We start from the raw sequence: 26,349 nt of genomic DNA, 5'->3' as shown, positions 1-26,349 counted from the left end.
TATTTTAAAACAACTTTTTTAAACTTAATTGTATTTTTATATTATATTATGTATATTATACAGATATTCTAATTATTTACGATATATAATGGGTTATTTAATTTAAAAATATTTTGTGATATTATGGATTTAGAACTTAGAAAAAGAGCTTTAACATCTTCAAAAGATGCTCTGAGTCTATTAAATAATAAAAAGCTTATTTCAAAGATAGATTTTGATAATTTAAATAAATTACATGATGATTTTTGGACGGATTCCTTAAACATAAGTATGACTAGTAATACCAACCCTACAAATGATGATAATGCCCTCGATATTTCAAACTCAAAAGCTCTCGTAGCTTTTAGTGGTGGCGTAGATAGCACTGTTTCGGCAGTACTTGCAAAAAAACTGTTTAAAACTGATTTAATAACGGTTTATTCCCCTATAATCATAAATGACGATCGAAAACACGAAATAAGTAACTTAGCTCAAAAATTAGGGCTTTCACATACCTTCGTAGACGTTGATTTATCGGAAATTAAAGAAAATACTATTAAAAAGAAATATCACCCTTGTGGTAAGTGTCACACAGCAATAGAGAACACAGCATTAACTTATGCCCTAAATAATAGTTATGATTATATAATTTATGGGGATATGTTGTCTACAGGTCCTTTATCTATTCATTATTTGAAAAATGGTATTATTAGGCTAAATATGCCCTCATTTTTAGCTTTGGAAAAAAATGGTAGTAGAAAATTGTTAAAACATGAAAAAATAAATATTGTGCAATCTTATGGCTGTAATTTATTAAAAATAGCTAATAAAAACAAAAATATGCAGAAATTTACAATTCAGCGTATATTAAGGGAAGTAAGAGCACAGGTAATAACAAAAGAAGAAGGTTTAAAAAATATAAAGGATGTAATAAGCTAATTTAAAAAAAATAATATAAAAATTAATCTAAAATTAATCTAAAATTAATCTAAAATCAATATAAAAATTAAATTGTAGAACAAATTGATACTGTTACGCCATCATTTTTTAATTTAGGCAATATTAAATCAATAGATTCTAAAATATCTTTTTTATTATGCTCATCTAAGTTATAATCAATATGATTAAGTACATCCAAGATTGCACAAGGCTCAGAAACTCCATAAGTTCCAATATTTTTGTGTACAAACTCAGAACGTTTCAAAGTACCTTTTTTATCGAAGTTATTGTAAATATTATTTAATTCATCTATCGAGTAGATATTCAATGGTTTTTTAAACTTTGACGCAGTATATATAATTCCTTTCTCGTTTTTTTTCACTTCAACTGTTGAAAAGCTATTAATACGCCATGCAGGTATATTCCTGAGGTAACAAGCTTTTTTAACTGTCCAATATACTTTATGACTTGGAATATCTTTTCTTGCACCAATACCAAAACAAATTGGTTTTGCTTTTAATACCATAGTATCTTCAAATATCCAACTATCATATTTATGCCCTAAATCACTATCTTTTGAATCATGATACTCTAATTCGTAACTTTCGCTTAATTTTTCAGTTTCTGAATTTTTCCAAGATATTGGGATACTTAACTTTGGTTTATATTCCAAAACGGCCTTATTTATCTTTAGTATAGCTTTTTTAGAAGGTGTTTCTAAAAAATATTTTTCAGAGAGTACGTCAATACCAATTTTATTGTTAACGTCCGAAGCAGTGGTTTTTGAAACATTAATTTGTAATTCATCGCCTAATAATTTAGAGAAATACATGCCATGCCCCAAATGGCTTGATAATAGGGGTATTATATTATTTCCCATTTCATCAACTGCAATAATAAACGGGTCTTTGGTTTTATCTTTAATATAATCTCTCAATTCTCCAAGTACATATTTTCTTAAGGTTATTCCTGTAGCCATTATAAATATAAAACCTTTTTCATTTCCTTCAGGCTTGAATTCTTTCGAATATTCGATTGAACAGTCATATTTGTAAAATTCCAATACTTTTTTTATTTTTTCGCCAATTACTTTGCCATTTTTCGTAATATATAAAATTTTTATCATATTTTTACCATTTTTAGTCAATCAATTTATTTTTAGTATATTTTTTAAAATATATTAAATTTACTATTAATTTAATTAAAGTAATCTTTAAAATAATAAAAAAAAGAATATTTTATTTTAATTTATTTAATTTATTTTATTATACGAGCGCTTTTGCAATTGAAAATGTAACTGTGCCCTCAATTATTCCTGCAATTACTATTAAGATAACAGAAACAACAAATATCCTTAAAGCGTCCTGCAAATATATTTTATGGAATTTAGAATCTTTTATCCACCTTAAAATACCGATAAATACAATAATCCCTGCACTACTAGATAGTATAAATCCCGGTATCTCAAATATTCCATGTGGGATCACCAATAACAAAAAGGTTGGTAAATCACTAATAGAAGCAACATATGCTAATACAAACGAATTAAATACCAATATAATCAATGAAAATATTGTTAATATCAAGTTTAAAAATATAACAAATAGATTGTTTATAATTATTGCAATAGTCAAATCTATGAACCCCATATTTCTAAATTGTTCGAATTGAGGTGCTAAACTCTGAAATACGGTATTTCCGAAGTCTCCACAGCCCATCACGTTATATAATATCATATAATATGACACTATAAAAGAAATTAAAAATATCGCTGTTGTTGCATATATGATGTATTTTTGCCTTTTAAATGCGTAAAATGTTTCCAATACTGCATAAACATTTTTGCTCATCCTATCCCCTTATATTTTGTTGCCAAACCATAACTTATTTATTTAAAACTTATTAAAATTAAAGCTAACATTATTAAATAAATACTTATAAAATTACAATAATAATTATATTCCAAATAGTATATATTATCTTTATATTTAATAAAATTATAACTTGTAGTTTATAACTTATTAATTTACAAAACATGGTATAAAAAATAGCATATAGGTTTTCAAATGGATGATAAAAATATTACAAATTTAATCGATAATCAATATATAATGAAAAAATTGGCCAAATATGCCGTAAATTCAGAATTATTATTGGATTCAGGAATGAAAATGTGTATTTGTGAAGATGATGAACAAGAAAAAATAAAGAATGAATTTTACAAAATTTTACACATATCTGTACAAAATCCCAACGTCTACACATTATTAATTTGTGCAATATTGATGGATGAAGAGGGAAAGGCTGGAAATATGCCGTTTGATTACGAAAGCGACCCTACATACATATATACTGACGAAGTAATTGGAATGAGTATTGCAAATGAAATAGCAGGTACTAAAGGAACCTTTAATTTTAAATGGTATGATGCTAAAAAACCCGGTATAATTGGTAAATTGGATAAAGAAGGATACATGTATTTGGATGATGCCGTAGCAGGATTGGTCGCAGGTTGCATGTCTAAATTATTTGAAAACATAAATTAATCTATTAATAGATTATTAGGCTACTAAGGCAATAACCATTGAATTGTTAAATTATTAAACTATTAAATTATTAAACTTATGAATTAATATTATTTAAAATAGTTAAAAAAGGGATATTGTGGATATAAAATATTTATATGAAAAAATAACAAATATTGAAAGCCTTGAGGACGAATTTCCCATTTTAAAAAGCCATATTACAAGAATGGATCCATTTGTGCTAGATGAAGTAATTGGAAGGCTAAGAAAACAGATTTACATCGTTGATAAATATAATCCAGTAGTTAGGCCCGCCATAGATCCTTTCGTTTCTTCGGAATTAGGCATATACCGACGATTAGATGATATGGAACTTGGAAAATTGCTAAATTACCCAAAATGTTGTGTAAACTCATTTTCCGAAGAATGTAGGTTCGGTATTGATTCAGAACATTTAAAAGATGTAGATAATTTAATAAAATTACTAAAAACAGAAGATGATAAAGTTATCGATTCTGAAGATTATAAATTTTTTAAGCAATATATTCCAAATATAAATGATGTATATGCTATAGTTTTACCATCAGGGTTTATACCTTGTAGTATTATGTGTAAAGAAGCCTGGGAAAATAAATTGATAGGAACAGTTAATCAAAAGGAGTTTAAACAGTTAGAAGAGTTGGAAAAATTACTTTACTGTGAATTACCTCACTTACACGGGGCTTATGAAGAATATTTTGAAAAAATAGTCTTAGATGGTAAATTATAGTTAAATTATATTAATATTAACTATAATAATTTTTAATCAATAATATTAATTAATGCTTAATAATTAATATCAATTTTAAATAATTAACTAATTAATGAATATTCTATTTAAATTTATATTTTGGTGATATTTATGTATATTATCGTAGCAGGTATGGGTAGAGTTGGAAGTACGCTTGCTAAATCATTATCTGAGAAGAACTATGATTTAGTAGTTATTGATAGCAGAAAAGAAGTCTGTGACGAAGTTGCTGGAGAGTTGGACGCTTTAGTATTGAATGGGGATTGTACTAAAGTTAAAACTTTAGAAAATGCAGGAATTGAGGAAGCAGATGTATTTATTGCAGTAACTGGTAATCAAGAATTGAATTTAATAAGTGGTTTGATTGCAAAAAAACACGGTGTGGCAAAAACAATTGCAAGAGTGAGCGAGCCAAGTTACAAGGAAGTTTTCGAGAGTTTAGGAATTGATGTAATCATAAGTCCTGAATTAGTAGCTGCAAAATACTTGGAAAAGCTAATTGACAGACCGGGTGTTGTGGATTTGGCTATAATAGGTAGGGGAGACGCAGAAATTTTGGAATTAATCATACCACCTAATTCAGAGGTTGCAGATAAACAAATTAAGGAATTGGGTGCGAAAGATTATGTCATAATTGCAATTTACGAAGGTAATGAATTAAAAATACCTGACGGAAACACTGAATTAAAGCCTTATGATAGAATATTATTGCTAGCTAAGTCAGAGTCTTTAGACACTGTGAGAAAAACGTTTTCAAGCGGAGAATTATAATTTAATAATTAAAAAAGTAAATAATTAATATTTTTTTATTTTTTATTTTTATATCCTACATTATCAACTTATTCACTGTCCTTTTTTGATAAATTCAGGCAATATTCTATTATTTTTTTAGGAACATCTACAAAATGTATCATTCCGCTAAATTGAGGGGTAATGTTCATTTCTAAAATTTTGAACTCTTTTTCTGTTATTAAAACATCTACTCCCACTAATTCCGCTCCCAATTGCTTAGTGGCATTTAATACGCACTTTTTAATCTCTTCACTAATTTCAAATTCTTTAATTGTAGCACCAAGTGAATAGTTTGCTTTCCAATTATCCTGGGGTATTCTTTCCATACAGCCGATAACTTCGTTTCCAAGGACAAAAACTCTTAAATCGTGCTTATATGGGATATATTCCTGTAAAAATATTTCTCCGCCAGAAGAGTTAATTAAATCACAAATGTTGTTTAGCTCTTTTGAATCTCTTGCCATAAGTACATTATTTCCATAACCGCCGTAAACAGGCTTTACAACTACGGGATATTCGATAGTTTTTTCTATTAATTCTTTAATAGCCTTAAATTCTTTTGAAAATGTCAAATAGGATTTTGGCATAACTTCATTTAGTTTTACGTATGTTAAATATTTATTTTGGCAAGTTTCAACAGCTTTAGAACCATTAATAATTTTTACAGTTTTTAATCCATTTTTTGAATTCTTTTCATTGATACTTTCAATATATTTTAACACATACAATCCTTTTATTAAAAAATCTCTTTCAACTCTTGATATAATTATATCATATTTCAATATCTCTTCTTCACTTCTAAAGTTGATAAATTGGTTTGTATCTATAAATTCTATAGAATTACTATCTTCTTCAGTTTTTTTATTTCTTTTATTTTCCTTTTTTTCACTATTTTCAAAGTAGTATTTAAATTCTTCAAATATCCTTAAATTTTCACGGGTTTTTTTACCGCATAATATTCCGATTTTAATAATATCACCATATTCGACATTTTTAATAAATTATTTTTTTACTATTTTATTTAATTTAATATTTGTATATATATTATGAGTATCAAATATATTATTGTAAATAGAAATACAGAGTGGCAGAATACTAACCAAAAAATAGAGATATGAGGATTTGGGGGTGAATTATATCATCTTATTTGAGGTTAGTATCGGTAAAATGCTTAAGTTAAGCGGAGGTATATTATGGGATTTGGAGATGATTATGTTATAAATCCTTTGAAATATACAATAAGTAATATTAAAGCACTTTTGATATATACGGTATTGGGATTTATACCCTTGGCTTTATTGTTGATAGTAGTATTAACAACTGGAATATCACTTATTTCGCAATATGGTTCAAGTATGGACAGTATGACGCCTGAAACAATAATAATGTTGTTAACAACTGCAGGAATTGGGTTTTTAATATGGTTGATTGTATCTATATTAATCTCCTTAGCTACAAATGGTTATATTGTAAAATTAATAAAAACTACGGTAGAAGGGGAACAAAAACTACCAGAATGGGAAGAATGGGGCGATTTATTAACTAAAGGTCTTATATTTGTAATTGGTAGTTTTTTAGTGGCTGTAGCATTCTCTATAATAAGTACTATACTTGCATTGCCATTTGATTATTTGAGAATACCTGCAATTGCGGGACTTATATCTATTATCGTATCCGTATTCCAAATGCTTTATACGCCATTAGCAGCTTCTAACTATGCCTATACAGAGCAGTTCACGGCTTTCTTTAGGGTTAAAGAAATAACTGAAATGATGAGTTTAAAATGGCTTGCAATACTAATTGTAGTGATTATTGTGTCTATTATAATGATGATACCTACATTCGCATTAGTTGCAGGCTTTGTAATGTCTATAATCGGCGGTAGCTATGAGATGAGTGCTATTATAGGTATATTAGCAGCAATATTAGCAGCATTTACATCTTCGATAGTTTCATTCTATGGATACAGATGTTATGCTACATACTATAAGTCCGTAATAGGCAACCCTATCGGTAGAATGGTGTTTAATAAAGTAGAACATGCAGATATGGATGAATCTACAAAAGATATGGATTAAATATTAAATAATCTCATTCTTTTTAATTTTTTTAAATATTTTTAATTTTTAACGATATTATTTTAATATTATCATTCTTAGTATTATTCTTAGTATTATTCTTAGTATTATTTTTATTCTTATTATTTTAATCACTGTAATTTTTAAATAGTCAAAAATATATATACAAATATAATATTGTATTATTTAGGTTATTATTAATTCATAATTTTTAATTTTTATGGAGGAGAGAAATTGGGATTTGGAGACGATTATATTATAAATCCTTTGAAATATGCCATAAGTAATATTAAAGCACTTTTAATATTCGCAATACTCGAATTTATACCACTTGCAATGTTTTTAATAATGTTGGTGACAATAGTGACCCCATTTATTTCCAAATCTGCAGTTGATATGGGACAAATGTCACCGGAATCTTTCGTAATGTTGATGTTTTCATTGGGTGTCGGTTTTGTTATTTTCCTCTTTTTTGGAATTATAATCGATTTGATAATATCCATATTTTTAAATGGCTATATTATGAAAATATTGAGCACTACAATCCAAGGAGAACAAAAACTACCGGACTGGGAAAATTGGAAAGAATTATTTTCTAAAGGTTTCGTATTTTTCATAGGTAGTGTAATTTTAAGTATTGTATTCTTCTTACTTAATTTAGGTTTTGAAATTATAGATTATATGGGTACATTTTTGCTCGCGTATTCTGATATAGGAATATTTGCGTTATTTGTTTCACTAATAGTCTTGTTCTTCAAACTTATACTTTCAATAATCCAAGCAATATATACGCCCCTTGCTCTTTCTAACTATGCCCATACAGAGGAATTCAAAGCATTTTTTGAAGTTAAAAAAATAGTTAAAATGATGAGTTTAAAGTGGCTAGCAATACTTATTGTTGCGACCATTGTGGCTTTGATAATCGAGTTACCATTATATGCCTTAATAGTTTTCGCAATAGTTTTCGGAATTATAACCGAAAGCCTTATGTTGGCAACTGTTTTGGGCGTAGTAGGCATACTTTATGCTTCAATAACCCTACCATTAGTTTCCGTATACATATACCGGTGTTATGGAACTTATTATAAAAAAATAAATGAAGAATTAGAATATTATGATTTGGAAGAATAATTTTTAACTCATACACATAGGACTATAATTAAATTATAGATAAAATATAAAATAAATCTATAATTTAAATTCTCCTTTTTCAATTCGTTTTTTAAGCTCTTTTGAAAGTGTTAACGCTCTAACTCTATCAGATTGACGGCAAGTAACAGGAATACCTCCAACAGTGTTCATATTCATGCTATAAACACCTTCATGACATATGGTGGCACAAACGCCACAACCAAAGCAATCTTTCGAAGGAATACCATTTTCAAGAGCCTTCGTTGGACACAAAGCTACGGCTTCACAAAACTTACTTAAAGGTATTTTTCCATTGCGATGTTTATTTTCAGTACACTTGCTCAAGTCTACTTTTGGTCTTAAATCAGTATTGCTCCAAGCTTCGCTATAGTTGGCTTTTTTGATTAGTTCACGACCCAATACGTTTGTAAGGGGTAGTACTATCTCATCGTCAACAGTCATGAGGTATTCTTTATTTTTCTCGTTCATTTCAATTGGTAACGCAACTGTATCATAAATTTCAGCTCCTGCAGAAGTATGGAATCCTCCAATATAATAGTCATCCATATTGTGCATATCTGCACTAACCATCAAATTCGGCTTTTCTGCGGAATATCTTGTACCATATCCTAATATAAGACCTTCAGAACCATTTAACAAGATTTTTTTTCCAAATAAATTAGAATATTCTGTATTCATGTTCTGAAGGGGATTGTATTCTCCACAGCCTGAAAATGAAGCTTCTCCTTTTTTCAAAGCAACCCTATGGAATATTGTATTAACAGGTTCTCCAAGGTTTGTTAAAGCAACGTAGTTTTTAAAAGCCATTCTAGTACCTATAAGCTCCGCAGTAGGTATTTCAGATAATGTCAATGTTTTTTCGTAAACTACATTATCACAGTAAGCTTTAGCTACTACTTCTTTTCCCGCTATTAAATCCTTAAATAAAAATCCACCGCCATAATCTTCGGTATGGGTTGTTCCATTCACTGTAATATCTACACTACCCAAATACTCATTAGGACAAGGACCAACATTACAATTAATTCCATTTAATGTGAATTTTTCCGCTTTTCTAAATTTTTGACTCATTGGGACGTGCATTATCGCCATGGTGCCAGACATTATACCACAAGTACCGCAAGTAACGATATCTACTTCGTTAATTTTGTCTTCTTCATTATTTTTTACCATTTTTTTTAATTCTTCAACTGTTACAATAATTTTTTCACAATTTTCCATTTTATCATCTTTCTTGTTGTAATAGTATTGTAAAATTATATTATTATTTGTATATTATCCAAAGTTATAATTATTAAATTATTATTTATAGTATTGAATTTATATGATAGTATAAATTATGAGTATTTTTATTAATATAATAATGGTGTAATAATGTTAGAGCCACTAATGTATGATATAGGAAGAATTTGCAAAGAAACAATTGAAATTGAAGGCGAAAAAATAGGTGTAACTCCTAAAATAATTGATAAAAATTATTTAAAAAATAATGGTAACAATAGTAATAATGCTATTTTAAAAGTTCCATTCGATTGTCCCGAATCTTTAAAAAATACGATTTTATCGGTAAATATTCAAAATAATGAAGACAATATCGACAATAAAATACAAATAATAAATTTTGGGAAGAATATATCTGAAAATTTGGAAGATATCGACCCAACTAAAGAATTATACGTTATAACTGATATCGTACAAATGATATCTAGGAAAGAATTAATCAACATAATTCCTAAAATAAGGGAAAAGATTTCCCCAAATGCTGGAATATACGTACCAAATGTATTGCCTTCTCAAGTACCTTTACTGGTTTATATGGGTGTAGATTACTTTGATTATGGGGCTGTGGACTATTATTCAGCAATGGGCTACCAATTATCAAAAAATAGACAATACACTGCTTCAGCTACTAAAAAAGAGTTAATAAAAGGTAACGACAATAATAATAATAATAATAATAATAATAAGAATAATAATAAGAATAATATAAACTTAAAAATCCACAATAGGCAAGTAATGGATTCAATAATTGAAGAAACACTATACTGTATCGAAAATAAAAAGTTAAGGAATTTAGTGGAAGAAACTACAATTTCCGACCCGTATTTAAGAGCTAATTATAGAAGATACGCACCAGACCTTAGAAATATACCACTTTCTACGGAAAATAAATTAATTGTAACAATGGATGAAGTTAAAATACCTGAAGTAAAGAAATACATTGAAAGAGCTGTTAATTATACTCCATTTAGTAATTTAATAGTTTTACTACCTTGCTCTTCAAAAAAACCTTATTCATTATCTAAATCACACCAAAAGTTTATTGGTGCTATTAATTCTATAAAAACACCTGTAGATGAGTTAATTTTAACATCACCTTACGGTATAGTGCCAAGAGCTTTAGAACTATCCGTAAAATATGATATTCCAGTAACTGGTGAATGGAGTGCGGATGAAATCGACTTTATAAATGAAAATCTTTTAAAATATTTGAAAAATGCAAAAGATAAATTCGCTAATGATGAAACTTCCAAAAAAGGATTAAAAATTGTTGCACACTTACCAGAACATTATTTAGAAATATTGGATATGGAAAAAATAAATTCAGTATTGGATGATATGGATGAATTTATAGTTTCATCAATAGATGGAAATCCAACTACAAACGATTCAATTTCAAATTTAAAAGCAATTTTAAAAGATTTAGAAATAAAAAATCGTGAAGAACAAAAATTAAATGCAATGGCTAGGAAAGAAGGCGAAATAGAAGCTGAAAAAACAAATGAAGATGAACACGAAATAGAAGCTGAAAAACCTTTAAGATTTACAAGAAGGGGACAAGTTATCCATAACTACCAAGAACTTGCAAAATTCCAATTTGGTAAGAATTTCATACCAAATGACGTAGTGGTCAAAGGAAAACATAAGAAATTCTTTATAAAGCAAAATGGTAAAGAAGTTCAAATATGTACTTTGAATGACAGAAAAGGACTTTTCGTACTGACCGTTAATGGTGGAGAATTACTCGGTAAAGAAAACTGGGTAGAATTAAATTTCAAAGCTAAAAAAGGTTCCTTATTTGCTCCAGGATTTAAAGATGCACAGGATATTATTTCGGTAAATGACGAGGTCGTAATTTACTACGAGGATAAGTATATTGGCGTTGGTAGGGCATTAATGAATGCTTCAGAGATGAAAAAAGCAACAAGTGGCATACTTTTAAACATAAGGCATGTATTTAAGTAAATAAATGTCAATGTTTCTCAACATTAATACATATTTACTAATAATTTTATTTTTTTAGCTAAATACCGAATTAAATGCAAACTAATAAGAATGGTAATACAAATAATAAGAATATTAATAAAATTTAACCACCAATATAATTATAATACTTTAAGTCATAGACTAAAAGTCAATAATTTGTAAAATTTATAACGCATGAGCCAAAATATAGAAATTTTCACCTACTTTTAAAAAACAACTATTAATTAATATATTTATAAACATATAATAGTTAATAAATTAAAATAGTTAATAACTTAAATTTGTAATTTTAACCAATTTATAATTCAATTTAAAAATGTGACACCATGGTTCAATTTAATTCAGAATTAAAGAAACTAGCCGAACTTATTCTATTAAAAGACCCACAATATGAGAATTCAGAAAATTTGAAGACTATTTTTAAAAAGTATATAAGTTTGTACAATGAAATAGAAATATTGGAAGAAACTTTAAATGATTTGGATATATGTTCAATAAATATGTCTCAAATCCAGGTTTTTAACGAAGAATTAAGAATTTATGCAAAAATGGTTGACGAATTAAAAGAATATTTAAGAAAAATAAATAGGGACCATAAACTTTATAATTATGCAGAAATAATGGAAACTATCAATAAATTAAAAGATTTAAAAGTAAATACGAATGATGAAGTTAGATGGGACTTATACAATAGATTAAGAGGCTTAGAAGAAAACTTTCATAAAGTAGAAAGAGATTTAGAGCTAAATGTTTTAAATTATGCACTTTGCAATACTGATATTGATTTAAAAATATCGGAGTATCCTACTCAAGACATATTTGAACTATTAAAACAAGAAATAACCTCTTATTTAACCCCGAATATAGAATAATTAATAAATTAATTTTACACAGGATTAACTTATACTTATTTAATTATTTTTTATATTCCATACCCTCAAAATCATTTTAAATTTTATATATTAAATTTAATATGTCTAATATTTTTATGGTCAAATATTCTATTTTGAATTTATATTTTTAGTTTAAAAGAATAATAATATTATTTATACGTTTAGTAATATTATATAAAAATTAACTATATAAAAATTAAATTAATATAGTATGACAAATTAATGAATACCATTAAATATATTAAATAAAATCTCCTGTAACATTAATAGCATTAATAACCCAAATAATGGTCTTAATTATTTAAAATTAATTATATCGGTGATATTATGAATGTTTCCTACAAGAAAATAATTGCAATGGTTGATGAACAACTTGATTTAGTAGAATTGGTGGAAGAACACCCATGTCCAAGTGGTTCCGAATGGATGATATATCAATATAGTCGTACATCTCCAAATATAATATCTGCGTGGAGAGATGGTAACAAACACCACTACGTTTTTAAACTCGGAAAAGGGGATTTAGAGCTAGTTCCTTCATTATCTGCAGCAGGTATTGAAAGCATCTCCTTAAAAGATGAAGATGTAGAAATAACTTACGCAGGATTGGCAGGTGCCGGTGTAGGCGTAGGATTAAGGAAAGAAGCTGAAAATGTTATATCTACACAAATACTTGAAAAAGGAGGGGGCTCTAAATTAGGAAAAGGAGTTTTAATCACCCCTAAAATGGAAAAGATAACTGTAGGTATTGATGATACGGATACAAAGGAAGAAGGGGCAACTTGGGTATTGGCAAATGAAGTTGGTCAATTAATTCAGCAAAAAGGTATGGGCTACTACTTAGACCATACAATAACCCAGTTATTCCCTGGAAATCCAAATAAAACACAAAATTGCGTATCAATTGCTTTAACATTTGCAATTTATCCAAAATACAAGTATGAAATCGGAAAAGAAATTAAGAAAATCTTAAAAGAAAAAACTCTTTCAAATAAAACTTCAATAGCAATTTACTTTGGTATAACCCCCTCCAAAAGTATGAGATTGTATACTTTAAATGCAAAAAGAGAAATGGTTTCAATCGAAGATGCTAAAATGGTGGCAATGAGAAATAATATTGATATAATGGAAGTTACTGGTGACGGTGGAATTATCGGTGCTGTAGCAGCTTTGGGTTTATCAGAAAATCACGATATGGCATCTAAATTGCCAGAAGATATTGTTTATAAACATTAATTAAATATTAATTACAAATAATATATTAAAATATTATCTATTATCCATTATATCTATTTTTAAAACCAATTTTTAATTAAAATCCTATTTTTTTTATATTTTACTTTTTTTACTTTTTTTTACTTTTTAATTTCAATATTCTTAAATATAAGTTATTAGAAATTGTTTAGAAATATTATATTTTAAAATCAATTAACATATTATTAAATTGTAATATGTAATATTAATCAAAATTATGGTGATATTATGATAACCCCTTGGGAAGTTACGGATGATGTAAATTACAAAAATATAATGGAAAATTTTGGAATAAAGGGCATTGAGGAAGCAGTGGCTAAATTAGAAGAGCCTCACCAATTTATGAATAGGGGAATCATATTTGGTCACAGGGATTTTGATAAGATAGCAGACACTATAAAGGAAAAAAAGAAGTTTGCAGTAGTTAGTGGTATGATGCCGTCTGGAAAAATGCACATGGGTCATAAAATGGTTGTAGACCAGTTAATATACTACCAAAACTTAGGTGCTGAAATTTATATACCTATTGCAGATTTGGAAGCATACTGGGCAAGAGATTTAAGCTTTGAAACAACAAAAAAACTTGCAATAGAAGAATACATTGCAAATTACATTGCATTAGGGCTTAATCCTGAAAAAATAAACGTATATTTACAATCTAAAAATGAAGGCGTAAAAGATTTAGCACTCAGATTGGCAAAAAGAGTCAACTTCACTGAAATGAAAGCAATATACGGTTTTAAAAATGAAACAAATATTGGACACATATACGCGCCATTAGTTCAAGTTGCAGACATTCTTCACCCACAAATGGTGGAAAATGAGAAATTAGGCATAAAAGGTAACAAATCAAAAGTACCTGTGTTAGTACCTGTGGGAATTGACCAAGACCCACACATAAGGCTTACGAGAGATATTGCCGGCAGATATAAAGATTTTAAGTTTATACCTCCTGCATCAACATACCATAGATTTATGACTGGTTTACTTGGCGGTAAAATGAGTTCTTCAAAGCCTGAAACAGCCATATATTTAACTGATGAGACTACAAAATCCTTTAAAAAGAAAGTAATGTCTTGTAAGACTGGCGGCAGAGAAACTTTAGAAGAACAAAAGGAAAAAGGTGGAATGCCTGAAGAATGTGTCATTTACGAAATCTGTGCATACCACTTCATGAATGATAAAGAATTAAAAGAATTGTACGAAGATTGTAAATCTGGAAAATTAACTTGCGGAAACTGTAAAAAACAGTGTTACGAGAAAGTTTCTGAATTTTTAACAGATTTGAAGGAAAAAAGGGATAACGCAATGGAAGTTGCCCAAAAAATATTGGAGTAATGGTTACTAACACATGCTAAAAAAATAATAAAAAAGTAATTCTTAAAGCGTAAATTGTAAAAAAATAAAAAATAAAAAAATAAAAATATACCTTTTTTTATATATTTATTAACATAAATTTATTGACAATTTGGTAATTTATTTTGATAATTTTATAATCTTAATGTTAATCGTAATCTTAAAATTATATAAATTAGTGTAGGGGTAAAAATGGAATCCGAAAAAAACCTTAAATTAAAAATGGAGTCACCACAATGGCATTATAGTATGCTAGTAGACGAAGAAAGAGTTTCTGTATTTCATGAAGCGATTGTGGGTACTGTAAAAAAAGATGATTTAGTATTTGATTTAGGCACTGGAAGTGGTGTTTTAGCAATGTTTGCAGCAAAGCAAGCTAAAAAAGTTTATGCAATAGAATTGGACCCTATCACTGCTTATTACACCGATAAAAATATCAAGGAAAATGGTTTTGAAAACATAAAACTTGTAGAGGCGGATGCAAGTGAATATTCCTTTAAAGACGAAAATGGAAATGCAGAAAAAGCAGACGTTATAATCGCTGAAATGCTAGACACTGCATTAATAACCGAACCACAAGTTCCGGTTTTAAATGAAATACTTAAAAAAGGGCTTTTAAAAGATGGCGGTATTTTAATCCCTGAATCAGTCTATAACACTGCTCAAGTTGTGGATTGTAGGACTAATCATATCTACTACGACGAGGAAGTTATTTCAAAACCTGCTTCTGATGAAAAATTATATAGTCAGATTAACTTCTACAAAATAAATGACCCAAAGGTGTCTTATAACATCGAATTTACATTACTAAACGATTGTAATAATGCAGGTTTACGATTAAATACCTATACTAAATTAAAAGATGGTCTTATTGTAGGTGCAACTCCAATGTTAAACCCACCTTTGATAGTTCCATTAAATAAACCTCTTAAAAAGGGTACTTACACATTCAAAATCTCGTATATTATGGGTGGAGATTTTGAAAACGTTAAACTAAGTTTAGAGTAAAAAAATTATAGATTTTATTTATTTTTTACATTAATTATTACATTATTTTTTATATTCTACATTATTTTTTTATATTTTATTTTGGATTTATTTTTAAATTTCTAATTTTTATCCTGTGACCTACCTAATATTATAAATAGTTTTAATAAATAGTGTAATATACCTAATAATTAATTATTTCATTTACGACTTAGATTTAAGTTTATCCATTACTACTTAATTATTTTACAAATTAATTAAAATTTTTATAATCCTATATTCTAATTATATATCTTAACCATATTACGTTACTTAAAAAGGAGTACGATATTATGTACAGTAATTTAATGCACCCGACAAAGTCTATAAAATACGAAAAGTCAAGATTGTTAGATGGTAAAACTATATTGGTGGCAGTTACATCGTCTATAGCGGCTATAGAAGCACCGAGATTAATGAGGGAATTAATAAGGCATGGTGCCGATGTAGAGTGTATTTATACTCCCGAAACTGAAAAGATAGTCGGAAAAGCTGCACTAATTTTTGGTTGTGGTAATCAAATATATAGTGAAATAACAGGAAATATCGAACATGTGGGACTATATCATCATTGTGATGCAATGGTAGTTTATCCAGCTACTGCAAACGCAATAAGTAAAATAAACTTAAGAATCGCAGATAATATTGTTACAACTACTGCAACAGTGTTTTTTAATAAAAAACCGTTAATACTCGTTCCAGCAATGCACGAAAACATGGTTGACACAATATGGAAACATGTAAAACAATTAAGTGCTGAAGAAAAAGTATATGTAACAAATTCAAAGATGGAAGAAGAAAAAGCTAAAGTTTTATCCATATATGAAGTTTCTAAATATGTAATTGATATATTCAACAATAGTGAAGAAAATGATGCAGTTATAGCCGAAGATTCGGAAGAATTGGATACTTTAGAAAATTTAGATGAAAATAAAATAGAATTAAATTCAAATGTGGCTTTAAAAGTTAAAAATAAAGTAATGCCTAAAAAGAATATTTTAATTTTAGGTGGTAGTACTGTAGAATTTATCGACAAAGTACGGGTAATTTCAAATTTATCTTCGGGTAAGACTGCTAAATCCTTAGCAGAAGCTTTTTGTAAGGCAGGACATAACGTAAAAGTTATAATGGGTAATGGTATTGATATGCCATATTATGTGGATACTATTAAAGCTACATCCGCTGAAAACATGCTTGAAAAAGCTTTGGAACATGGAAAAGATGCGGATATCATTATTTCATGTGCAGCTATTTCGGATTACGCCCCTTACGAAGAAGTTGAAGGTAAACTAAATTCTGATTTGGAAGAAAAGACCATAAAACTTGTAAAAACGCCAAAAGTCATATATGAATTAAAAAAGAACTACCCTGATAAAATAATAATTGGTTACAAAGCAGAATATAATTTAAAAAAGTCAGAATTAATGGAAAAAGCATTGGATAGACTTTATAAATATGGAATAGACGCAATTATTGCAAATGACCTTTCAAAGCATTATTTTGGCGATGATTACAATGATGTGTTGGTAATTGACACTTATAATACAAATGGAGTTAATTTAAAAGGCTCTAAAGATGAAATTGCTTCAAAAATTGTAAAATATATTTCTAAATTTTTATAATTAGAATTATATCATATATCATTAATTAAATTTTAATCTATTCATGTTATAAATTACTTTTAAATATGAGTACAAATTAGTATAATATGGATAAAAATAATAAAATAAAGATAATTATTTAACTTTATTCGATTAATCATTAATTAAATAATATATTTTTATACTGGTGATGGTATGTCAAAAATCCTCATTACTGACGCTTTACACGAAAACGCAGTTGACATTTTAAAAGCAGCTGGCAACGTTGAAGTGGCAACCGGATTATCTGTAGAAGAATTAAAGGAAAAAATTAAAGATGCAGACGTTTTGGTTATTAGAAGTGGTACAAAAGCCACAAAAGAAATCATTGACGCAAGCGAGAATTTAAAAGTTATTGCAAGAGCTGGAGTAGGTGTAGATAACGTTGATATCAACGCAGCAACTGAAAAAGGTATTATTGTTTTAAACGCACCTGACGCATCTTCAATATCTGTAGCAGAGTTATTATTTGGTATGATGTTATCTGCTGTAAGAAACATTCCACAAGCTACTGCATCATTAAAAAGAGGCGAATGGGACAGAAAATCCTTCAAAGGTCTCGAAGTTTACGGAAAAACTTTAGGTATCGTAGGACTTGGTAGAATAGGTCAACAAGTTGCAAAAAGAGCACAAGCTTTTGGTATGCAGGTAGTAGCCTACGACCCATACATCCCTGAAGATGTAGCTAATTCATTAGGTATCGATTTAATGAGCGTAAATGATTTATGCGAAGTAAGTGACTTTATAACCTTACACGTTCCATTAACCCCTAAAACAAAACATATGATTGGCAAAGAACAATTAGAACTCATGAAACCTAATACAATCATCATGAATTGTGCAAGAGGCGGTTTAATTGACGAAGAAGCATTATACGTCGCTTTAAAGGATAATAAAATTAGAGGCGCTGCTTTGGATGTATTCGAACAAGAGCCACCTAAAGGAAATCCACTTTTAGAATTGGATAATGTTATTGGTACACCTCACCAAGGAGCTTCTACAGAAGAAGCACAGATAAGTGCAGGTACAATCGTAGCAAGACAAGCCATAAAAATCTTAAAAGGCGAATCTGCTGAAAACGTGGTAAATTTACCAATGTTACCATCTGAAAAAATGAATAAAATTAAACCATATATGATTTTAGCTGAAAAGATGGGTTTAATGGCTATTCAATTGTTAGACCATACAATAGATAACATTGAAATTACCTATTTGGGCGATTTAGCAACAGAAAAAACTGAAATGATTAAAAGGTCATTTTTAAGAGGTATTTTATCACCTATCTTATTGGCAGGTGTAAACTTAGTAAATGCTCCAGTAGTTGCTAAAAACAGAAACATAAAGATTTCTGAAGGTACAATGAAGGAAAATCAATACGGAAACGCTTTAAAGATTGTTGCAAAAGGTAACAACGATGAAATTTCAATTATTGGTAACATCGTAGATGGTGAAGTTGTATTCAGAAAAATAAATGGATATGATATTGATGTTAAACCAGAAGGCGACTTATGCGTTATAAGACACATTGATAGACCAGGAATGGTTGGAAAAGTTGGCGTTTTACTTGGGGAATACGGAATTAACATTGCAAAGATGCAAGTGGGTAGGAAAGAACCTGGAGGTCACAGTATAATGATATTAGATGTTGACCACACAATCTCCGAAGATGTAATGTCAAAATTGAAAAACATGGATAATGTAAGAACCGCAAAAATGGTTACATTATAATTGATTATATCATAATTGAAATGATTAATCTTTCAAAAATACTTTTTTTATTTTATTTTTATTTTCTTTAAATAAGCAAAAAATAACCAAAATTAATAAAAAAATAGTTTTAATTGTATTTATATGAAATATAATAGATACAATAAATATGTTATAAATGATTATGAATTATTTTTAATAATATTTAATATGCCCATTAATTTAAATTCCTAAGAATTTTTTAGCTCCTTGCGAACCGATTTGTAATTTTATAACGTTTAATAACTTTTTAACGTCTTCAACATTTTCAGCATCTTCTAATGCTCTTTTAAATGTTTCTTTTTTAGTTTCATCTACAACCATGTTAACCATGTATTCAACAGTGGTTACCAATTCGATATACCTGCTATCATTTTGTATTTGATTTTCTATATCGTCAATAGTTTTTTTAACAGTTTCTGATGCCAATCTATCACCAAGTTATTACATAATGTTATGACTTATCTAATTTTAACTATATATAATTTAATATTTGCTTTTAAACTTTAAAACCTTTTTTATTTAATTTTGCAATACTGAGGGATGATATATTAAACTACCTTAAAAAATATAGAAAATTTACAAAATTTACAAAATATATTAACAAATTAGCGAGAATATCGAAAATAAATAATAATAAATGAAGATACCTAATAATAAAAAAATTATGAAATAATAGTATAAAGAATAACTAAAAAATAAATAAAAAGTAAAATATAAAATATACAAAGTAAAATATAAAATATAAAAAGTAAAAAGTAAAATATAAGAAATCTACTTTATATCGGTTTTTAACCCAGTTTCATTTTTCTTTTCATTTTTCATTAGTATCATTTCACGCAATATCTTTGAAGCAGCAATTGAAGTAATCCCGCTCATATCATAAGGTGGGGAAACTTCAACAACGTCAAAACCAACAACTTTATCGAAGATATCTCTAAACAAATAAAGAGAATTTATTAATTCTTTAGTGGAAAATCCGCAAGGTTCTGGGGTGCCAGTACCTGGGGCAAATGCAGGGTCTAAAACATCGATATCCACTGTAATATAAATCGGTTTGTTCAATTCTGCAATTTTTTTAACGTCTTCCGCGGTTGGTAATTCTTGAGATGTATTCATCCGTTCATCTTCCCTAGCAAATTCCCATTCCTCAGAATCTCCACTTCTTATCCCAAATTGAAATACGTTTGAAACATGGTTTAAACTCTGTTTTATTACGCAGGCATGGGATTGAGGATTATTGTGGTATTCATCTCTCAAATCGCAATGAGCATCAAAATGTACGACAACAATATCTTCGTATTCTTCAGCAACTGCTTTAATAACGGGATAACTTACGGAGTGTTCCCCTCCAATCATTACAGGTATTTTTTTATGTTCAAGCAAGTATTTAGTCGATTTGTATGCTTTTTCTATTAATTCAGATTGGCAACCGTCAATATCAACGTTTTTTGCGTCGTGAACTTTTGCATATATTAAATCCAAATTTAAATTAGGACTATATGTTTCAAGACCCCAAGATGATTTTCTAACTTCATCCGGTCCAAATCTTGCACCTGGTTTATATGATGTGGTGGAATCGTATGGAATTCCAAATATTACGAAATCAGCTGTTTCAAATTCTTCATATGCACAAATAAATTGAGATAAATCTTCAAAATACAACTATATCACCGGAAATTTAATATTTTGGTATATTAACTTTTATATATCATCTTATATGTTATACTACGTATTATATTTTGTTAAAAATAGGTTATTTCTTTGGCAATTAAAATTAAAAATAATATTTTATTATAAGTTATATAATCCAAATAACTTATAATTTATTTAATATGTATTTTAATGTCTATTTAGCATTTATCCAAATATTTATTTTAAAAATTTAGGTGTAGCCAAAAATACTCCTTTATGAACTTCTTCATCATAGTATTTAGTTTCCATACCGTATTTTTCCATTTTAGCAACAATTTCATCGGAATTTGTTTCTAAAGGACTGTTTTGTTTTGATGCTAATGTAAAGCTCCAAAATCCACTTGGGTATGTAGGGATTGAACACACCATAGGTCTTATAAATCCAAATCCTGCGTCTTTTAAGTGTCCTTTGATTTTGGAAATAAGATTTTCGTGTAATAATGGACTTTCGGTTTGTTGAACCATAACTCCGTCATCAGTTAAGCACTTGTATAAGTTATTGTAAAATTCCATCTCAAATAAACCTGCTGCTGGTCCAACTGGGTCAGGACAGTCTACAATAATTACATCATACCTTTTTTCGGTTTTAGCAACGTCTGCAACGTATTTAATACCGTCTGTTACAATAACGTTCACTTTTTCATTGTCAATTTTGCAACTTAGGGTAGGCATGTACTTTTTACAAGCTTCAATTACCATACCATCTAATTCTACAAAATCAACAGATTCAACGGTTTCGTGTTTTAAAACTTCACGAACTGTTCCTCCATCTCCACCGCCAATTACAAGCACATTTTTAGGGTTTCCATGTGTAAATAATGCAGGGTGGGATATTAATTCGTGGTATATAAACTCGTCTCTTTCAGTTGTTTGGTAAGTATTTTCTAATATCAAGGTTTTTCCGTATTCGTACGTATCTATAATTTGAATTTCTTGATATTCTGATTTTCCAACATATAATATATCCTTAATTTTTGTAGATAAGCTTAAATTTTCAGTTTGTGGTTCTGTGTACCATGCGTCGAATTTCATAATATCACCATATTATTAATTGTTAATGTTCAATATTTTAATAATTTATATCTATATTAATTTAAATTCAATGAAATTCTGTTTATAACTATAAACAATGTCCAAATGAGTAATACTTATAGAATAATTCTTGAATATAATTATGATAATGATAATTCATAAAATTAATTCATACTTATTCTACAATATTTCCTCTTTTAATGTCCATAATATCAATATGGTTAGGTTTTAAGAATTCTTTTAATGTGGTGATAGTATCTTCAGGTTCAACGTGTGCGCCACAAGTAAATACATCCATAGCTGCATAGCCTAATTCTGGCCATGTGTGTATACTAATGTGGCTTTCTGCAAGTACTGCAACACCGGTAACACCTTGTGGTGAAAATTTATGGGTTTTTACGCATATTAATGTAGCTCCACAAGCTTTAACTGCGTCAATTAACATTTTTTCAATACCTGGTTGGTCATCCAGAGCTTCCTTCTCGCATCCCCAAAGTTCGAGGATGATGTGTTTTCCTAACTGTTTCAACTATCTCGCCTCTTTTAATTTTTAAAAGGTTAATATTGTTAGTATTGGATTTATTGATATTTGTTTTTTTATTGTGAATATCACTTAATTTCAAAAATTTGAATTTTCCGCCTGAATTAACTGATTTCGGTTGATTAAACAACATAGTTTCGAGTTCCTTTTAATTGGATTATTCATTTTTTGGATTTTTAACAGTAATTTAGTTAAAATTTTAGTTAAAATTATAGTATATGGTTTTATGAATTTATGTAATCTTTATACAATTATAAAATATTTTTATTAAGTTATTTAGGCTTTATTGTTTTAATTTTTAGTGAAGTTAAATAACTTATTTTTTCATATTTTATTTTTTAATATTTTATTATTTTTATTTTTTAAATTATTTGTACCATAATGCAGCAGCAGCAAATGCACAGCCTACTTTTTCAACGGTATGTTCAGCAGCAATTGATATAATTTCATCAATTTCCCAGCCTCTCATTTCAAATCCGTCTTTTGCCATTTCTCTAACTGTGTCTTCTGCTTCCTTTTTGCCTCCAACACATTCGTATTCCATGATTAAACCGCATAATTCTTTATCTTTTGGTATAGCAACACCAATGGATGCAGCAACTGTTTCTCCTTTAACATCACTCATTTGGTATCCGTATGCTGTAGGTACTAATGAACCCATAGGGAGGTTAGGTAATGGGATTACTTCAGCTTTTGGGGGCATGATACTGCTAATTCTTATTAAGTTAACGTTTGCGATACCTGACTCTAAAAGGCACATATCGAAAGCGTTTAATGGTATTTCCGCGTCTCCTTCACCAGCTACTAATGATATAGTATTTGGGGCGTTGAATGGGGAGTGTATTGCACTTGATTGCATCATATAACAAACACCTCATATTTTTTCATATTTTTGGCTATTTTTGTTTAGTTTTTTTTAAAATGTTAGTTAAAAAATAGTTTATAAATTATATGTTATAATTTTAAATTAATTATCCCATTATATTATATAAATAATTCGGTCAAACACATAAATATTAGTATAAATGGTTTATTTAACCAAAAAACTCTTAAAAATTAATAAAATTAAAAAATAACCATATATATTTAAAAAAACAAATAATGATATAGATGATTATCTTATATTAATTATATCTGCGTTCTTTTCGATCATGTAATCGTATAATTCTAGATAAGTACTATTGGACGTCAGAAAATCAAAATTACCAACAAGTATAAGTTTACGCTTTGCACGAGTCAATGCAACATTTAATCTTCTTAAATCGGACAAAAATCCTATTTTTTCACTCCTCACAAAAGATACAACTATAATCTCATCTTCCCTACCTTGGTATCCATCAATAGATTTTACTTTGATTTTTAAGGCATTGGTTTGATTATCGGTTTCATTAGATTCATTAGCTTCATTAAGTTCGTTTTCACTAGTTTCATATCTTGAAACTATTTCTTTTATTTTTTTAACTTGTGCATCGTAAGGACTTATTACACTGATAGCTAAGCCATTTTTTAGATATTTGTTTATTATTTTATCTATAATTTTTAATTCGGACTTATTATAATACGATTTGAAATCGTCACGCTTTTCATTTCCCTCAGTATTAATTAATACAAGAGGATTATCGTTAAATAGGCTATTATTTATTTTAGCATCTATCTCACTATCGACATCAGTACTAATATCGGTACCAATACCAACATGACTTTTTAATTCACCATCTAATTCACTATCCAATTTATAATCTAAATCACTTAATACTCTATTTTTAACCGATTCGTCACTAATAAGCTGATTTTCATAGAACAATTTGTTTGAAAAACCCATAATTTTATCATTCATACGATACTGTATCTTTAAAATTTGAGAAAACTCTTTATTTTCCTTAATCATTCTTTCAAATAATGTATTCTTCAATTCAATTTCATCGGACAATACTGTAGGAGGTAATTGCTTGTGGTCTCCCGCCATAACAATTTTATCACATTTTAAAGCAGTAATTAACGTAGAAGGTTCCATTGATTGACTACATTCATCAATAACGCCTACATTAAAGTTAAAATCCTCCAAATATTCACTACCTGCCATTGAATTAGTGGCGAGAACTACATCGGAGTTTTCAATAATATCTGTGATTATTTGTTTTTCAGTTTTTGCAATTTTATCCTTAATTTTTGCAATTTTTTCATTACATCTAACCCATAACGCCATTTCTTCAAGTTTTTTAGGTGGTATTCCTCGAATATGTTGTTTTAACTTATCATATAGTATTATATCATCATTAGTAAGTCCACGTCTATATTTTGGGTCAGGACTTGGGATTTCTTTTCTTTTTAAATATTCTCGCTCTAATAATTCCCGTAACTTTACAATTTTAATATATAACTCATGTTTTGTTATTTTAGAATGTAAGGAGTAGTCAATTAATTCTTTTGAAATTCTAGAGGGGTGCCCAATCCTAACAATTTTTAATTTTTCAAGTTTTCCATTTTGCGGATTTTCAAATTTTGGATTTTGTTTTGAATCATATTTCCCATATTTTGTTTCATATTTTATTTTTGATTTTTTGGCTATTTTCGGGGCTTTAGATAAGTTTTCTAATATATTATCTACCGCAGTATTGGAATCAGCAGTTGCAATAACGCTATTTCCACGCTTAGTCTCCTGAATGATTAATTCGGTAATTGTACGAGTTTTACCCGTCCCAGGAGGTCCATGAACCATGTACAAGTCATTAGCTAATAAAGCACGAATTACAGCCTCTTTTTGATAAAAATTTAAACTATTATCGCAATAATCAAAATTTTTAATAATCTCATCTAGTTCAAGAGTAGAGGTGGATGATAAATCAATATTTGCATTAATTTCCAAATATTTTAATGTTTTTTCATTAATTGCACAGTATTTGGGCTTTTCAATACCAATGATTATGTTGGCAATTTTATTTCTCGTTACCTCAAATTTTTCAAGTGCTTTGGTCATTCTTTTAAATGTTACATCATTAACGTATAAATCAATCCTAACATCTTTTACAGCCCATTTTGGAACGCTTTCAACACTAACATCAATGTGATTACCCCCAATTGCTATTACATTGCCGTAAAAATCACTTAAGAGTGGATTGCCTTTACTTATAAGAACTACATCACCAACGGAGATGTCAATTTTTTCAAACTTCTTTTTTCTACCGTATCGAACAATTTTTTCATTAAAAATCTGTTTTATAACTTTTCCATTTAAATTTAATATTGCACGACCTGTATTTTCTCTTTTCTCCCCCATCCTTTTAATTTCATTTCTATGAAAATTTATTTCATAATCTCGCTCTTTTTTAATTAATTTTTTAAAATTTCCTGAATAACAACTTTTTAAATCCATAATACACCTAATAAATTTATACCTAAATTATAAAATATATATTATATAATTAAAACGCTATATAATACTATCATTTTATTATTAATTTAAATTAATAATTATGCACAAATACAAAATACAAAATACAAAATACAAAATACAAAATACAAAATACAAAATACACAATTATCCAAATACACAATTATCCAAATACACAATTATCCAAATACACAATTATCCAAATACACAATTATCCAAATACACAATTATCCAAATATACAATTATTCAAGT

General features: G+C 28.3%; 24 protein-coding genes. 13 read left to right on the top strand and 11 right to left on the bottom strand.

What is annotated here, in order from left to right; translation table 11 throughout:
* The first annotated feature begins 123 nt into the window (after positions 1-123).
* Complete coding sequence (locus J2127_RS01370; RefSeq protein WP_209731649.1) at positions 124-918, top strand: DUF7411 family protein; 795 nt, start codon at positions 124-126, stop codon at positions 916-918.
* Positions 919-985: 67 nt separating this feature from the next.
* On the opposite strand, the gene J2127_RS01365 is transcribed toward J2127_RS01370, so the two are convergent.
* Entirely contained in the window at positions 986-2,044 is a 1,059-nt protein-coding gene (locus tag J2127_RS01365; RefSeq protein ID WP_209731648.1) for a cobalamin biosynthesis protein, read from the bottom strand.
* Positions 2,045-2,183: 139 nt separating this feature from the next.
* Positions 2,184-2,768, bottom strand: a complete 585-nt coding sequence (locus J2127_RS01360) for a stage II sporulation protein M (protein ID WP_209731647.1) — start codon at positions 2,766-2,768, stop codon at positions 2,184-2,186.
* A gap of 216 nt (positions 2,769-2,984) precedes the next feature.
* On the opposite strand from J2127_RS01360, the gene J2127_RS01355 reads away from it, so the two are divergent.
* The 3 genes from J2127_RS01355 (at position 2,985) to J2127_RS01345 (ending at position 5,004) form a co-directional block, all read left to right on the top strand.
* Positions 2,985-3,464 carry a phosphatidylglycerophosphatase A gene (locus tag J2127_RS01355; protein WP_209731646.1) on the top strand — a complete coding sequence of 160 codons (480 nt, stop codon included), beginning with the start codon at positions 2,985-2,987 and terminating at the stop codon, positions 3,462-3,464.
* Between the two features lie 118 nt (positions 3,465-3,582).
* On the top strand, positions 3,583-4,212 hold the full coding sequence (locus tag J2127_RS01350; protein ID WP_209731645.1) for a DUF483 domain-containing protein: 630 nt from the start codon (positions 3,583-3,585) through the stop codon (positions 4,210-4,212).
* A 132-nt stretch (positions 4,213-4,344) separates the two neighbouring features.
* Positions 4,345-5,004 carry a potassium channel family protein gene (locus J2127_RS01345; protein ID WP_209731644.1) on the top strand — a complete coding sequence of 220 codons (660 nt, stop codon included), beginning with the start codon at positions 4,345-4,347 and terminating at the stop codon, positions 5,002-5,004.
* Between the two features lie 68 nt (positions 5,005-5,072).
* On the opposite strand, the gene J2127_RS01340 is transcribed toward J2127_RS01345, so the two are convergent.
* A complete protein-coding gene (locus J2127_RS01340; protein ID WP_348635405.1) occupies positions 5,073-5,948 on the bottom strand; it encodes an ATP-grasp domain-containing protein in 876 nt (291 codons plus the stop codon).
* Positions 5,949-6,218: 270 nt separating this feature from the next.
* Here J2127_RS01340 and J2127_RS01335 point away from each other — a divergent pair, with 270 nt between their 5' ends.
* Both J2127_RS01335 and J2127_RS01330 read left to right on the top strand, forming a co-directional pair.
* Positions 6,219-7,103 carry a DUF4013 domain-containing protein gene (locus J2127_RS01335; protein ID WP_209731643.1) on the top strand — a complete coding sequence of 295 codons (885 nt, stop codon included), beginning with the start codon at positions 6,219-6,221 and terminating at the stop codon, positions 7,101-7,103.
* 234 nt (positions 7,104-7,337) lie between these two features.
* Positions 7,338-8,234, top strand: a complete 897-nt coding sequence (locus J2127_RS01330) for a DUF4013 domain-containing protein (protein WP_209731642.1) — start codon at positions 7,338-7,340, stop codon at positions 8,232-8,234.
* A 57-nt stretch (positions 8,235-8,291) separates the two neighbouring features.
* On the opposite strand, the gene J2127_RS01325 is transcribed toward J2127_RS01330, so the two are convergent.
* Positions 8,292-9,476: a methanogenesis marker 16 metalloprotein gene (locus tag J2127_RS01325; RefSeq protein WP_209731641.1), complete on the bottom strand. Its 1,185-nt coding sequence runs from the start codon at positions 9,474-9,476 to the stop codon at positions 8,292-8,294.
* A gap of 153 nt (positions 9,477-9,629) precedes the next feature.
* Here J2127_RS01325 and J2127_RS01320 point away from each other — a divergent pair, with 153 nt between their 5' ends.
* From J2127_RS01320 to serA, 7 genes are all read left to right on the top strand, one after another.
* A complete protein-coding gene (locus J2127_RS01320; protein ID WP_209731640.1) occupies positions 9,630-11,501 on the top strand; it encodes a DUF5591 domain-containing protein in 1,872 nt (623 codons plus the stop codon).
* 347 nt (positions 11,502-11,848) lie between these two features.
* On the top strand, positions 11,849-12,394 hold the full coding sequence (locus J2127_RS01315; RefSeq protein ID WP_209731639.1) for a hypothetical protein: 546 nt from the start codon (positions 11,849-11,851) through the stop codon (positions 12,392-12,394).
* Positions 12,395-12,742: 348 nt separating this feature from the next.
* Complete coding sequence (mmp11, locus tag J2127_RS01310) at positions 12,743-13,651, top strand: methanogenesis marker protein 11 (RefSeq protein WP_209731638.1); 909 nt, start codon at positions 12,743-12,745, stop codon at positions 13,649-13,651.
* A 246-nt stretch (positions 13,652-13,897) separates the two neighbouring features.
* Complete coding sequence (locus J2127_RS01305) at positions 13,898-15,007, top strand: tryptophan--tRNA ligase (RefSeq protein ID WP_209731637.1); 1,110 nt, start codon at positions 13,898-13,900, stop codon at positions 15,005-15,007.
* Between the two features lie 210 nt (positions 15,008-15,217).
* Positions 15,218-16,033 (top strand): 50S ribosomal protein L11 methyltransferase, encoded by an 816-nt coding sequence (locus J2127_RS01300; RefSeq protein WP_209731636.1) that lies wholly within the window; start codon positions 15,218-15,220, stop codon positions 16,031-16,033.
* Between the two features lie 326 nt (positions 16,034-16,359).
* Complete coding sequence (locus J2127_RS01295) at positions 16,360-17,673, top strand: phosphopantothenoylcysteine decarboxylase (RefSeq protein WP_209731842.1); 1,314 nt, start codon at positions 16,360-16,362, stop codon at positions 17,671-17,673.
* A 174-nt stretch (positions 17,674-17,847) separates the two neighbouring features.
* Entirely contained in the window at positions 17,848-19,419 is a 1,572-nt protein-coding gene (gene serA / locus J2127_RS01290; RefSeq protein ID WP_209731635.1) for a phosphoglycerate dehydrogenase, read from the top strand.
* A 201-nt stretch (positions 19,420-19,620) separates the two neighbouring features.
* On the opposite strand, the gene J2127_RS01285 is transcribed toward serA, so the two are convergent.
* The 7 genes from J2127_RS01285 to J2127_RS01255 form a co-directional block, all read right to left on the bottom strand.
* Positions 19,621-19,866 (bottom strand): hypothetical protein, encoded by a 246-nt coding sequence (locus J2127_RS01285; protein ID WP_209590190.1) that lies wholly within the window; start codon positions 19,864-19,866, stop codon positions 19,621-19,623.
* Between the two features lie 345 nt (positions 19,867-20,211).
* Positions 20,212-21,102 carry an agmatinase gene (speB, locus tag J2127_RS01280; RefSeq protein WP_209731634.1) on the bottom strand — a complete coding sequence of 297 codons (891 nt, stop codon included), beginning with the start codon at positions 21,100-21,102 and terminating at the stop codon, positions 20,212-20,214.
* A gap of 207 nt (positions 21,103-21,309) precedes the next feature.
* The gene (speE, locus tag J2127_RS01275) at positions 21,310-22,164 is read right to left on the bottom strand and encodes a polyamine aminopropyltransferase (protein WP_209731633.1); all 855 of its coding nucleotides are present in this window, start codon (positions 22,162-22,164) and stop codon (positions 21,310-21,312) included.
* 175 nt (positions 22,165-22,339) lie between these two features.
* The gene (gene speD / locus J2127_RS01270; protein WP_209731632.1) at positions 22,340-22,693 is read right to left on the bottom strand and encodes an adenosylmethionine decarboxylase; all 354 of its coding nucleotides are present in this window, start codon (positions 22,691-22,693) and stop codon (positions 22,340-22,342) included.
* On the bottom strand, positions 22,629-22,838 hold the full coding sequence (locus J2127_RS01265) for a hypothetical protein (protein WP_209590194.1): 210 nt from the start codon (positions 22,836-22,838) through the stop codon (positions 22,629-22,631). Before J2127_RS01265 ends, speD begins: the two co-directional genes overlap by 65 nt.
* Positions 22,839-23,072: 234 nt before the next feature.
* Positions 23,073-23,567, bottom strand: a complete 495-nt coding sequence (locus tag J2127_RS01260; RefSeq protein WP_209731631.1) for a pyruvoyl-dependent arginine decarboxylase — start codon at positions 23,565-23,567, stop codon at positions 23,073-23,075.
* 252 nt (positions 23,568-23,819) lie between these two features.
* Complete coding sequence (locus J2127_RS01255; protein ID WP_209731630.1) at positions 23,820-26,078, bottom strand: AAA domain-containing protein; 2,259 nt, start codon at positions 26,076-26,078, stop codon at positions 23,820-23,822.
* Positions 26,079-26,349: the final 271 nt, after the last annotated feature.

Source organism: Methanococcus voltae (assembly GCF_017875395.1).
GTDB lineage: Archaea > AGJL01 > Methanococci > Methanococcales > Methanococcaceae > Methanococcus > Methanococcus voltae_C.
Note: the sequence above shows the minus strand (reverse complement) of the source record. Positions and strands in the feature narration are given on the sequence as shown.